Origin of the sequence: Streptomyces sp. ALB3 (genome assembly GCF_044385685.1) — a bacterium.
Taxonomy (GTDB): Bacteria; Actinomycetota; Actinomycetes; order Streptomycetales; family Streptomycetaceae; genus Streptomyces.
Genome location: NZ_JBISCE010000029.1, coordinates 1 through 12,343 on the forward strand (window position 1 = coordinate 1; position 12,343 = coordinate 12,343).

Consider the following 12,343-nt stretch of genomic DNA (forward strand, 5'->3'; position numbering starts at 1 on the left):
ACGGTCGAACACCGCGGGCCAACCCCGGCAGTAGCTGCGTACTTCCGACTCAAGGCTCTCGAAGACACTCAGGGCGGACGGGATGGTGGGCTTCATGACGCGCTCCTAGCGTGGCGGGTGTCCAGGTGCTGGGCTTCCGGCGACGGGACGGGCGGGTGGGTGAGTGGCCCGATGCGGTACAGGAGTTCGGACTCGTGTGCGTCAGGGAAGAGGCGTGCGGGGAACAGCGGCTGACGTTCCACTCGCGCCCCGTGTCGCTCGGCGAACGAGAGGAACAGCTGGTGTGACGCCTTGTTCGCTGCGCTGATCGTCGTCTCCAGGCGCTCGAGGACGCCTCGGGACCGCAGGCGCGTGGCGAGGTGATCCAGCATTCCCCCGGCCAGGCCACGGCCGCGCCGGTCCGCGTCGACGGCGATCTGCCAGATCACGAGTGTGCCGGGCAGTTGGGGACGGATGTAGCCCGTCGCGAAGGCGACGGCCGTGCCCTGTTCGTCGCGGGCGACCACGGAGGTCGCCGCGAAGTCACGGCACCACAGCAGGTAGCTGTACGAGGAGTTCACGTCCAGCACGCGCGAGTCACGCGCGATGCGCCACATCGAAGCCCCGTCCTCGACCGTCGGCTCTTCCAGGTGCTCCATCGGCCTCACCATGGGTCCACACCTCCGTCTCACGGCAGTGCACAGGGCGGGAGTGTCCCCGCGAGAAGCCGTTCGCAGCTCCCCTGACCGAGCGCGGAACGACGATCAGCCACCGAATACGTTGCGGGTGATGTGCCTTTCCTTATTCGAATCCAGGACAACAGTTCCGCGCGTCAACGATTTCAAGTCTTTTCCTTCCAGGAGCTCTGCCGATTCATGATAGGTCGGGGCCTTGTCCCGGGCCACAGGAGATCGTTCGTGTACGCGCCGGCCTGAAGTGCGGGTGCGGCGCATTTCCTTGGGACGGACGGCCTGGAGCCGGGGGCCCGCCAGCTTGGGCCCTCCTGTCGAGGTGACCTCGGCGATCGGCAACCCGTCGACGCGTCGCCCCGCCCGTCGGCGGACACTTCCCGTTTTCGCTCCCTCGAGGCGCAGCCTCCGCCGAATGGGTGAGTGTTTTCCTTGTGCAGGTTCTGGCCTCCGTCGGGCCGCGTCCGGGTGCGGCCCGGGAAAAGGCAACAGGGGCACCTGTAGCGGAGAATTCCACATCAGTCCACCGGCGAGAATGCAGCCATCGGAGCACCGGCTTGCGGTTTACCGACGCTCATGCCTGCTTTCTGTCCAACCCATCCGGCTCCCCTCGTGCCATGACCCAGCACGGCGCTTCGTGGGAGTTTGGTCGATTTCCGCCCGGCCTCATCGGAGTTGAGGCAAGAAGAGCTCGGCTGCAGGCCCCTCACCACCGGAATTCACCGTCGTAGAGACGTCGGTGCCACCATTCGCCATGCCACCGCAGGCGCCGGTAGGCGTGTGGGTCGGGCAAGGTCCGGCGGCGGAACTCTGCGTCCAGACACGCCACCACTCGCCCGAGTTCGGCGCGGGACGGCTGCGGAAGCGAACGCAACGCTTCTTGCAGAATGTCCCGGGCGTTCGCCACGTCGACGAGCGAGGACTCCGGATGGGGAGAGGCTGGGAAGCACAGGTCCAGGTAGCGGCCAGGCTGTCGCAGGAACGCCCGGTAGTGCCTGAGCGCGGCTTCCACAGCCCCGTCCCACAAGCCGTCCCACAGCCCGGCCCAGGAGTCACCGTGCTCACGCTCCGTGCGCTGAATCTCGGCGCAGGTGCGCTCGGACAACCCTGGAATGCGATAGGTCCAAGGGCTCCAAACGGGCGGGACCAAATCTTCGGCGCGAAGCGCGCCGGGCCGTCTACGCGGCATGGGCCTTTCGGTTGGTCATCATGCTCGCGATCATGCCGGACGGCCTGACAGCCCACAAGGCCCTGCGGCCCTCACCGGCTCCCGGCAAACTGTGCTCCAGACGATCGTGCGTGCAGGTCTGCCGCAGACGACCTCGCCGGCATGGCCTTACGCAGCGATCTTTGTCGCACTTCCCAAATTGGCGGCTGGGTTGTCGTGGGGCGCCGGGCAGCCAAGCCCGTGCAGCCACGGATGGAAGCCAACTAGAAGCCATACCCGGCACCCCCGGGTGGCCCAACCATACGAAGGGCTCGACCCTCCCGTCCCAGGAACGTAAGGCCGACCAGAGACAACCTCAACAATCCGGGTGGCGGTCGCACCGGGGTGCGGACGACTGGATGCGATCAGCGGGCGGCGGCCCCGCGCACGGCGTGTTCCCAGAGCTCCAGCCCTGTGGTGAGAAAGTCCCGTACGGCTGCGGCCTCCTCGTCCGTCCAGGCCCCGTCGTCGGCCGGCCCGGGAACGTCCCCTCCGAAGAACTTCTCGTACGCGCTGTCGTGGACCGGTCCTTGGGGCGCGAGGGAGGGACCGGACGTCAGGCTCCACGCGAGGTCCTCGAAGAAGTTCCATGCGTCCAGGAGGAATCCCGACGGAACCGGGCAGACCTCGGGTCGGCCGACCCACTGGCGCACGGCGGCCGGATCGAGTTCGGCCGCACCGTCCCGGATGAGCTCCCAGCGCTTGCGCTCGCAGTATGTCCGGAGCGTCTGCGGATCGTGGAACACGAGAAGTGCCCCCGCGCCGTCGACGGCGAAGGTGTCGGGGTCGTCCCCCTCTCCAGGGCGCCAGATCAACGCCAGGTGGCCGGTCCTCGTCAGGACGCGGTAGGGATAGCAGTCAGTCATGTGGGCCCCCTGGGTACCACGGCGGCACTTGCCCCGGGTGCCGGCACTGCCCCGCGTAGCCGAATCGGCCACTTCCCGGGACGCGTCGCCGGGCGCGGCTGAATCACGCCGGTACCCGGGCAAACATCGTGCGGCCGCGATCATCGTATCGAGTTAAAGTCGGCGGCTTCTCTTGGCCCGGGGGCCGAAGCGCACATTACTGTCCCTCTGTATCTGGACGGGTTCCCGTTCATATCCCACTTTTCCCTCCTGTTGCCCTGTGCTGTCCGCATACGCGCGTCACCGCCCCGACCGAGGAGAGCTTGCCCGATGACTCTTGACCCGAGCCCGGAAGCACGGCTGGCGCTGCCCCGGCAATCCAGTCTGGGCACGGCGGCTGCCCGCCAACTCGCCGACACCACCAAGTCCGCCCCGCAGATGCAGGAGATCACGTCTCGCTGGCTGCTGCGCATGCTCCCGTGGGTGGAGGCACAGGGTGGGGCCTACCGCGTCAACCGCCGCCTGACCTACACCGTCGGCGACGGAAGGGTGGAGTTCGTCCAGGACGGCGCGGACGTGCGGGTGATCCCCCGTGAACTCGGCGAACTGGCGCTGCTGCGCGGCTTCGACGACCTGGAGGTGCTGACTGCCATCGCCGACCGGTGCGTTCAGCGTGACTTCCGCGCCGGTGAGACACTGGTCGAACGCGGGGCGCCCGCCGACGAGCTCCACCTGATCGCCCACGGCCGCGTCAGCCAGACCTCCGTCGGCAAATTCGGTGACGAGGTCGCTCTCGACGTACTCGCCGACGGCGACCGCTTCGGAGAACACGCCCTGCTCGACGAGGACGCCAGGTGGGAGAACACGGTCACCGCCGAGACCCCGGGCACGCTCCTCACCCTGTCACGAGGCGACTTCGCGGCTGTGACGTCCACTGCGCCGAGCCTCCGCGGCCACCTCGAGGAGTTCTCCTCGCTCACCCGCCGACGGCAGAACCACCGCGGTGAGGCGGAGATCGCGATGTCGGCCGGCCACACGGGCGAGCACGAGTTGCCCGGCGCGTTCGTCGACTACGAACTCCGACCGCGCGAGTACGAACTCTCGGTCGCACAGACGATCCTGCGGGTCCACACGAGGGTCGCCGACCTCTACAACGGGCCGATGAACCAGACGCAGGAGCAACTCAGGCTCACCATCGAGGCGTTGCGCGAGCGCCAGGAGCACGAGCTGATCAACAACCGGGAGTTCGGCCTCCTCCACAACGCCGACTTCAAGCAGCGCATCCAGACACACTCCGGCCCGCCGACCCCGGACGACATGGACGAACTGCTCTGCCGACGCCGGGGTTCGAAGTTCTTCCTCGCGCACCCCCGGACGATCGCGGCGATCGGCCGGGAGTTCAACGCGCGTGGGCTCTACCCGGACCACGTGGACGTCGGCGGCCAGCAGGTCCCGGCCTGGCGCGGGGTCCCGATCCTGCCCTGCAACAAGATCCCCGTCACACGGGAGAGGACCAGCTCGATCCTCGTCATGCGTACCGGCGAGGAGAGCCAGGGAGTCATCGGCCTGCGCCAGACCGGACTGCCGGACGAGTACGAACCGGGCCTGTCCGTCCGCTTCATGGGCCTCGACGAGAAGGCGATCACGTCCTACCTCGTCAGTACGTACTACTCCGCCGCCATTCTCGTACCGGACGCGGTCGGCGTGCTGGAGAACGTGCAGATCGGACGCTGGCCCAGTTAGCGGGCGCAGCCCCGGACGCCTGGCGCGCCCCCCGAGAGGCCACCCGGGGAGGCGCGCGTCCCTGAAGGCCCAGGGACAGCAGCCCACCCACCAAGGAGCCATGGATGCCCGAACCCGCACCGCCACCGCCGCAGTCGAGCCTGCCGGAGGCCGCTGCCCACCTCGGGACGCACGTGCTCGCTTCCGCCGCTGCCCGCGCGTGCGACGTCGGCATCGCCGCAGGCGGCTCGCCCTGTTCGCCTTCGCTGCCTGCGCCACCTGCGATTTCCGCGCCCGCCCCGCCTCCTGTCGGCACCCCGGCAGGAGCGGTGTCGGCACCGGGCAGCGGGCTGGAGCGGGTCCTCCGCGGCCCCAGCGGCCTGGGGACAGCCGGCCTGCGCCTGATCCTGCGGGGGAACCCGTCGGCGTCCTCGGATCCGGCGGGGGGTTCGGTGGACGGCACGCCGGTACCGGGCCTCTACCACCATCCGGTGCCCGAGCCCGACCCGGCGCGGGTCGAGGAGGTCAGCCGAAGGATCAAGTCCTGGGCACTGGACGAGGTCAGCCTGTATCCCGAGGACTGGGAGGAGGAGTTCGACGGTTTCTCCGTGGGCCGCTACATGGTCGGCTGCCATCCGGACGCACCTACGGTCGACCACCTGATGCTCGCCACACGCCTGATGGTGGCCGAGAACGCGGTGGACGACTGCTACTGCGAGGATCACGGAGGTTCGCCCGTCGGCCTCGGCGAACGCCTTCTGCTGGCGCACACCGCCCTCGACCCCCTGCACACCACGCGGGAGTACCAGGCGCAGTGGGAGAAGTCGCTCCACGCCGACGCACCCCGGCGCGCCTACCGCTCCGCCATGGAGTACTTCGTACGGGCGGCCAGCCCCTCCCAGGCCGACCGGCTGCGGCACGACATGGCCCGGTTGCACATGGGGTACCTCGCCGAGGCGGCCTGGGCGCAGCTGGACCGCGTGCCTGAGGTGTGGGAGTACCTGGCGATGCGCCAGTTCAACAACTTCCGCCCGTGCCCCACCATCACCGACACCGTCGGAGGCTACGAACTCCCGGCGGACCTGCACGCCCAGGCCGCCATGCAGAAGGTCATCGCTCTCGCGGGGAACGCGACGACCATCGTGAACGACCTGTACTCGTACACCAAGGAACTCGACTCCCCGGGCCGGCATCTGAACCTGCCCGTCGTGATCGCCGAACGCGAGGGCCTTTCCGACCGGGACGCCTATCTGAAGGCGGTCGAGGTCCACAACGACCTGATGCACGACTTCGAGACCGCGGCCTCGGCGCTGGCCGCCGCCTGTCCGGCCCCTGCTGTGCACCGCTTCCTGCGGGGCGTGGCCGCGTGGGTCGACGGCAACCACTACTGGCACCGGACCAACACCTATCGCTACAGCCTGCCCGACTTCTGGTAAGAGAACGGACTCATCTGTGATCAACACCGACCGCACCGCCACCTCCGCTCCCCTGCGCATCCCCCACCCGACGACGCCCTACCAGGGGGACATCGCCCGTTACTGGGACGGAGAGGCCAGGCCCGTGAACCTGCGCCTCGGCGATGTCGACGGCCTCTACCACCATCACTACGGAATCGGTGAGGTGGACCACACCGCACTCGGGGACCCCGAGGACGGCACGAGCGAGAAGAAGCTGATCGCGGAGCTCCACCGACTCGAGTCGGCACAGGCCGAGTTCCTCCTGGGGCATCTCGGTGAGATCGGCGGCCAGGACACCCTGGTGGACGCCGGCTGCGGCCGTGGCGGCTCCATGGTGATGGCGCACCAGCGCTTCGGGTGCACGGTCGAAGGTGTCACGCTGTCGGCCAAGCAGGCCGACTTCGCCAACAACCGTGCCCGCGAGCTCAGCATCCAGGACCATGTCCGCGCCCGCGTGTGCAACATGCTCGCCACGCCTTTCGGAACCGGGTCGGCGGCGGCCTCGTGGAACAACGAGTCGAGCATGTACGTCGACCTGCACGACCTCTTCGCCGAGCACTCCCGCGTCCTCAGGGTCGGCGGCCGCTACGTGACGATCACGGGCTGCTGGAACCCTCGGTACGGCCAGCCCTCGAAGTGGGTCTCGCAGATCAACGCGCACTTCGAATGCAACATCCACTCCCGGCGTGAGTACCTGCGCGCCATGGCCGACAACCGCCTCGTGCCCCAGGCCGTCATCGACCTCACCCCCGAGACCCTGCCCTACTGGGAGCTGCGGGCCACGTCCTCACTGGTCACCGGCATCGAGGACGCGTTCATCAACTCCTACAAGGACGGGTCCTTCCAGTACGTGCTCATCGCGGCCGACCGCGTCTGACGTCCTGCCGACGGGGAGGCCCGCGCCGCGGGCGGGCCCTCCCCGTGACCGTGCGGCGCCGAAGGCGGGGCGCATGACCCGGGCGTGCTCGCGCACACCCGTGGACGCCTGCTCACCACGGCTCATCCACGGGAGTGAAATGCGACCACCGCCGGGGCGGCGACGACGTGCACGGGTAGGCATCGCGCCATGACTGTGAACCCGATCGACTTGCAGAAGTGCCTCAGTGGCATGGACTATCCCGCCGGCAAGGAGGCCGTACTGGGCCAGGCCAAGAAGAACGGCGCCGACGAGCAGACCATGGAGGCGCTGGAAGCCCTTCCCGACCAGGAGTACGACTCGCCCGCAGCGATCAACAAGGCCGTGGCGCACGACTCGTGAACGCGGACGGATGACGGCGTCGTGTCGGTGGCCCCTTACGGGGCGCAGTCTCCGGCCCCGGCAGACGCCCGGCACCTCGCCGTCCGACGCCCGGACACCGCCCGGCCTCGGTTCCTCCCCGGACTTCCGGCCCCGCGCCGTCACCCCGCCGTCCGGTCGCGCGCACGGCGGTGGGCCCCAGCACGCCCTCGGGAGGGGTTCGCGCCGCTCCCGGGGCGGACGGTCCGGCGCCGCCCCCGGGCGGGACCCCGGCCGCTCCGGTCGGGGGTCAGCCCACCAGGTCCGGCGCGCGCAGCATCTCCGGCGGGACACTCCAGGCATCGACCAGACTGACCGCGAGTGGCCTCACCTTGCGGCAGAGGTCGTTCACCTCTCGGCTGATGGCCTTCGAACGCTGGACGGTGAGGCGGCCGTGCTCCATGAACCAGGCCCGGTCCGCCTCGATCGTCGACAGGGCGAACAGGTCGCAGAGCAGACTCAGGGCGGCCTTGTTCCCGCTCTCCGGCAGGGCACGCACCTTGTCGACGAACGCCTCCAGCACCAGCCGCTCGACGTGCGCGTGGGCGACGGCGATCACGTGGTCCTGCACCTGCGAGAAGACGACACCGGGGTTGCGCTTCTGGTCGATCCCGCGCTTGAGCCGTCGTGCCACACCGGCGAGCATGTGCTCCTCGCGGTAGCGGAGCATGGCGAGCTGGTACTCCGTGTCGCGGAGTCCGGCTTCCTGGTCCCACTCGTCGCCACCGGGCAGCAGGTCGCGTACCCGCTCGAGGAGCTTGTGGGCCGACGTCTTCTCGATGACCGTCTCGACGGCGAGGCCGGTGACGTGGCGGACCATGCCGAGCTGGTCCAGGTCCTCGAACTCGCTCGCGTAGTGGGTGAGCAGGCCCTTGGCCACCAGCTGCATCAGGACGTGGTTGTCGCCCTCGAACGTGGTGAAGATGTCGCTGTCGGCCTTGAGGGCGGCGAACCGGTTGACTGCGAGATAACCGGCGCCGCCGCACGCCTCGCGGCACTCCTGGATGACCCGGGTGGCGTGCCAGGTGCCGAGCGCCTTGGTTCCGGCGGCCCGTGACTCCAGCCGGCGCCGCGCGTGTGCGTCGTCCTCGATGCCGGAGAAGACTTCGTGGAGCTGCGTGCGCACGGCGTCCTGCGCGAAGTGCAACGCGTACGTACGTGCGATGAGCGGCAGCAGACGGCGCTGGTGCAGGCCGTAGTCCAGAAGCAGTTGCTCCTCCCCGTCCGGGGCCGCCCGGAACTGCCGGCGCCGCACGGCGTACTTGGTCGCGATGGTGAGGGCGACCTTGGCTGCGTTGACGCCGGCGCCCCCGACGCTGACCCGGCCCTGCACCAGCGTGCCGAGCATGGTGAAGAAGCGTCGGTCGGGGTTCTCGATCGGGCTCTCGTAGACACCTTCGGCGGTGACGTCGGCGAACCGGTTGAGCAGCGCCTCGCGTGGCACGCGCACGCCGTCGAACCGGATGCGGCCGTTGTCCACTCCGTTGAGGCCCATCTTGCGGCCGTCGTCCTCGATGCGGACGCCTGGAGCCACCTCGCCGCCTGCCCGGATCGGCACGACGAACGCGTGCACGCCCTCGGACTTCCCGTCCACCTCCAGCTGCGCGAAGACGACCGCAAGCTCGGCGTGGCGGGCCGCGTTGCCGATGTAGTCCTTGCTCGCCCGGTCGCCCTGAGTGGTGATGACGAACTCCTGGCTCCCGGCGTCGTACCTCGCGACGGTGCCGAGCGCCTGGACGTTGGAACCGTGCCCGGTCTCGGTCATGGCGAAGCATCCCATCAGCCGCCCGGTGATCAGGTCCGGCAGGACGGCGTCGTGGTGGCGTCGGGTGCCCAGGTGCAGGATCGCGCCGCCGAAGAGTCCGAACTGCACACCGACCTTCACCAGCACCGACAGATCACCGAAGGCGAGTGTCTCGAACGCGGCGATCGAAGCCCCGATGTCGCCGCCCCCGCCGTACTCACGTGGGAATCCCATGCCGGTCTGGCCTGTCGCGGCCATCTCGACCACGAGCTCACGCACCCGCTCGCGAAACGCGTCGAGGCCGAGCTCGTCGGCCTCCTCGAGTACGGAGGCGTATGTCACCAGGTTCGTCCGGACGAGGTCGCGGATCTCGGCGTATTCGCCGTCGAGCACCTCGGTCAGTGCCTGGACGTCGACCTCGGGCTGCACGTAACCGCTCGCGGCAGTGGATGTGTTGTCAGTGGCCATGCCACTTCGCTACCCCGCCCGGGGATGATCAAGCGGTCGACCGGGGCTCTCGAGGCCGGATGAGGGCGGACTTCACCCTCCGGGCGCCGCCCCCGATCCGGGACCTTCTCCCCCGTGGCCACCAGGGGTGGCGTCCGGCTGCCGCGCTGGCCTCCTCGTCCCGGCAGTCCTTCCCGCCCCTTCCCGCCCCTCGCCGCGCGTCGGGATTCGGGGTCGATTACCTCACCACCGCAGACACAGAAATCTATCGTGGACAGAGTAGACATCCGGGGGCGGTGTGGTTATGGTTTCTCACGTAGCCAGAAGGACAGCAGGGCCCGGCAGAGACGAACTGCCGGGCAGCAGTACGGATTGCCGCAGTACGCAGGACGGTTCGGTGGTGGAGTTCCGAAGCCAGGGTTGTCGCGGGACGGCGACGGGACTGACGACCGGACCGGGTGGCCCGCAGTGATCAGGGGCCGCCGCGAAGCAGTACCGGACGCAGTGCGAAGTACCCAGCAGCGAAGTAGGTGAGCAGTTCCCCGGTGAAGGCGTCGGCTGCGGACGCGCGCACCGGGAGTACGGCAACAGGGCACGTGCGTGACCCCAGAGGGAAGAAACGGAGGAGCCAGGCGCCACGCCATCAGGATCGCCCGGGCGGACCATGAGCCCGGGTACCGCAGAACATCGAAGTGAGGTGGTCTCCGGTCAGGCAACCGCGATCCCCGCACCCCCGGCAGCCTTCGGGCCCGGCACGCGGAAACAGAAGGCCGGCGCGTCACTGACAGGCCGGCAGATGGTGTAGCAGTTCCTTCGGGGCCCTGGTGCCAACGGCACCAGGGCCCCTCCACGCGTCCGACGGAGAGGCCACGTGACAGCGGACGACTCCTACGGCCGTCTCGATGACGACGACTACCCCGCCTACACCATGGGCCGGCCGCCGAGATGCTCGGTACCGCCCAGGGTTCCCCGCGCGCCATCGGCGAAGCCCGCCTGATCACCCCGCTGCGCTCCCCCGGCGGCCACCGCCGCTACTCCCGCTACCAGCTGCGCATCGCCGCGCGCGCCCGGGAACTCGTCGACCAGGGCGCTCCCATCGAGGCCGCCTGCCGCATCATCATCCTCGGGGACCATCTCCAGGAAGCGCAGCGTATCGACGCCGAGTACCGCCGCACCACACCGGCACACCCCGCGACACGGCTCAGGACCACTGAAGCCCGTTCCCCTCCCCCGGCCCCGGACCACGTGGACCGCGCCCCGGGGCGGGCACGCCCCCGAGCGCCATGCGGCCGCAGGGCAGGAACCCCAGCCGACGTACGACCGGGGTTCCTCCGACGCGTATCGGTCAGCCGGTGGAGTCACCCGGCCCGCCGAGCGCACACCTGCGCACCGGCGGCGGGCCGAACCGCGTTGCGCTCAGCCGTGGATCGCCGGGTTCAGCGCTGCAGGGTGAGGACACCGGGCCGCCACGGCAGCTGGTCGTAAGGGCCCCCCGCGTTCGGGGACTTGCCCTGATAGAGGAACTGCAGGTTGCAGGGGTCCACGGTCATCGTCTGGTCGGGGTTGCTGCGGACCAGGTCACCGTGGCTGATGTCGTTGGTCCACGTGGCGCCGCTGTTGGCCTTGCCCGCGAAGGGGTTGCTCTCGCTGGCGGCCTGCGGGGTCCACGAGCCGCTGAGGCTGGAGGCCGTGAACGAACGGAAGTAGCGCCCGTTCGCACCCATCGCCTCGACGATCATCAGGTACTGGTTCTGGCCCTGCACCTTGTAGACCTGCACCCCCTCGAACAGGTTGTTGGTCGTGTCGCTCATGATCGTCGTGTACGACGAGCCGAAACTGCCCGGGAAGTTCCCGATCGGCATGCTCGCCCGGTAGATCTTGCCGTTGTCACCGGCGAAGAACAGGTACATGTTCTGTCCGTCACCGATCAGGGTCTGGTCGATCGGCCCCGTCCCGGACCCGGTGATGCTTCCGGTGAACAGCGGCTGCGGCGAGGACCAGCCGTTGGCGTTTGCGGGGTTGGTGGACGTGCGGTAGACGAAGGCCGAGGCACCCCACTGGTAGGCCAGCACCCAGATGTTCTTCGGTGCGAAGTAGAAGAGCGTCGGCGCGACGGCGGCCTGGCTCATTCCGGTCTGACCGGCCGACGCCATGTCCGACCAGTTCGTGAAGGGACTGAACATCATCGAGCCGTACGAGGAACCCGACACGTTCGACGCGTAGACCAGGTGCTTGCCGTTGTGCATCACGCTGGTGAAGTCCTTGAGCGCGCCCCATCCGTTCGCCGGCTGCGCCAGGACACCCGTCGACGTCCACCGGTACGTCGAAGGAAGAGCGCACGGGCCCGTCGGCGGGTTCGACGTCCCGGGCAGGCCGGTCCACTTCTGGTTGCTGCCGCCGTTGCACGTCCAGATCGACACCGCCGTGCCGTTGGCGGTGCCTGCGCCCGTGACCTCCAGGCACAGGCCGGACTCCACGCCGACGATCGTGCCGTCGGTGTTCACCCGCCACTGCTGGTTCGCACCACCGGAACAGGCCCATATCTGCACCCGGGTGCCCGGCGTGGTGGCATGGCCCGGGACGTCCAGGCACTTGTTGCCGTACACGGTCAGCTGGTTGCTGTCCGTCGAGGTCCACTGCTGGTTCGCCCCGCTCCAGCAGTCGTGGATCTGCAGATACGCGCCGTTGGCCTGGCTGGCGTCCGGCACATCGAGACACCGGCCCGAACCGACACCGCGCAGGGCACCGCTGGCGGCCGCCTGAGCCGGGTGGGCGACGAGCATCGCCGCCAGTGCCACCAGGACGGCGACCGCGGCGGTGAGTACCACAGACAGGTGTCTGCGGCTGAAGTTTTCTCTGTGCATGGGGACTTCCCAAACCGTGAGTGGGCGGTTCCGGACGCCTCGTCAGAAGCTGCCCGGACTGTCGAAGTGGTGCGCTTCGCACCGGTCCGCGGGCACCGCGGCCACCGTCGCGA

General features: G+C 69.0%; 9 protein-coding genes and 1 pseudogene. 5 read left to right on the top strand and 5 right to left on the bottom strand.

Features of this window, described 5'->3' with window-relative positions:
* Positions 1-92: 92 nt before the first annotated feature.
* The 3 genes from ectA to ACHFIV_RS18415 all read right to left on the bottom strand — a co-directional run bounded on the left by ectA (position 93) and on the right by ACHFIV_RS18415 (position 2,741).
* Positions 93-650 (bottom strand): diaminobutyrate acetyltransferase, encoded by a 558-nt coding sequence (ectA, locus tag ACHFIV_RS18405; RefSeq protein ID WP_398969920.1) that lies wholly within the window; start codon positions 648-650, stop codon positions 93-95.
* 724 nt (positions 651-1,374) lie between these two features.
* Complete coding sequence (locus ACHFIV_RS18410; RefSeq protein ID WP_398969923.1) at positions 1,375-1,773, bottom strand: hypothetical protein; 399 nt, start codon at positions 1,771-1,773, stop codon at positions 1,375-1,377.
* Positions 1,774-2,240: 467 nt separating this feature from the next.
* Entirely contained in the window at positions 2,241-2,741 is a 501-nt protein-coding gene (locus tag ACHFIV_RS18415; protein ID WP_398969926.1) for a hypothetical protein, read from the bottom strand.
* Between the two features lie 309 nt (positions 2,742-3,050).
* Here ACHFIV_RS18415 and ACHFIV_RS18420 point away from each other — a divergent pair, with 309 nt between their 5' ends.
* From ACHFIV_RS18420 to ACHFIV_RS18435, 4 genes are all read left to right on the top strand, one after another.
* The gene (locus tag ACHFIV_RS18420) at positions 3,051-4,463 is read left to right on the top strand and encodes a family 2B encapsulin nanocompartment shell protein (protein ID WP_398969929.1); all 1,413 of its coding nucleotides are present in this window, start codon (positions 3,051-3,053) and stop codon (positions 4,461-4,463) included.
* Positions 4,464-4,567: 104 nt separating this feature from the next.
* Positions 4,568-5,878, top strand: a complete 1,311-nt coding sequence (locus tag ACHFIV_RS18425) for a family 2 encapsulin nanocompartment cargo protein terpene cyclase (protein WP_398969932.1) — start codon at positions 4,568-4,570, stop codon at positions 5,876-5,878.
* A gap of 16 nt (positions 5,879-5,894) precedes the next feature.
* Positions 5,895-6,776 (top strand): geranyl diphosphate 2-C-methyltransferase, encoded by an 882-nt coding sequence (locus tag ACHFIV_RS18430; RefSeq protein WP_398969935.1) that lies wholly within the window; start codon positions 5,895-5,897, stop codon positions 6,774-6,776.
* 189 nt (positions 6,777-6,965) lie between these two features.
* Positions 6,966-7,157: a DUF2795 domain-containing protein gene (locus tag ACHFIV_RS18435; RefSeq protein WP_398969938.1), complete on the top strand. Its 192-nt coding sequence runs from the start codon at positions 6,966-6,968 to the stop codon at positions 7,155-7,157.
* A gap of 268 nt (positions 7,158-7,425) precedes the next feature.
* Here ACHFIV_RS18435 and ACHFIV_RS18440 read toward each other — a convergent pair whose 3' ends face one another.
* Positions 7,426-9,387 carry an acyl-CoA dehydrogenase family protein gene (locus tag ACHFIV_RS18440; RefSeq protein ID WP_398969940.1) on the bottom strand — a complete coding sequence of 654 codons (1,962 nt, stop codon included), beginning with the start codon at positions 9,385-9,387 and terminating at the stop codon, positions 7,426-7,428.
* Between the two features lie 850 nt (positions 9,388-10,237).
* Between ACHFIV_RS18440 and ACHFIV_RS18445 the strand changes: the two are divergent.
* Positions 10,238-10,560: pseudogene (locus ACHFIV_RS18445) on the top strand (MerR family transcriptional regulator); the annotation flags it as partial.
* A gap of 242 nt (positions 10,561-10,802) precedes the next feature.
* Here ACHFIV_RS18445 and ACHFIV_RS18450 read toward each other — a convergent pair.
* Positions 10,803-12,230, bottom strand: coding sequence for a non-reducing end alpha-L-arabinofuranosidase family hydrolase (locus tag ACHFIV_RS18450; RefSeq protein ID WP_398969943.1), 1,428 nt, complete (start codon positions 12,228-12,230; stop codon positions 10,803-10,805).
* Positions 12,231-12,343 lie beyond the last annotated feature (113 nt).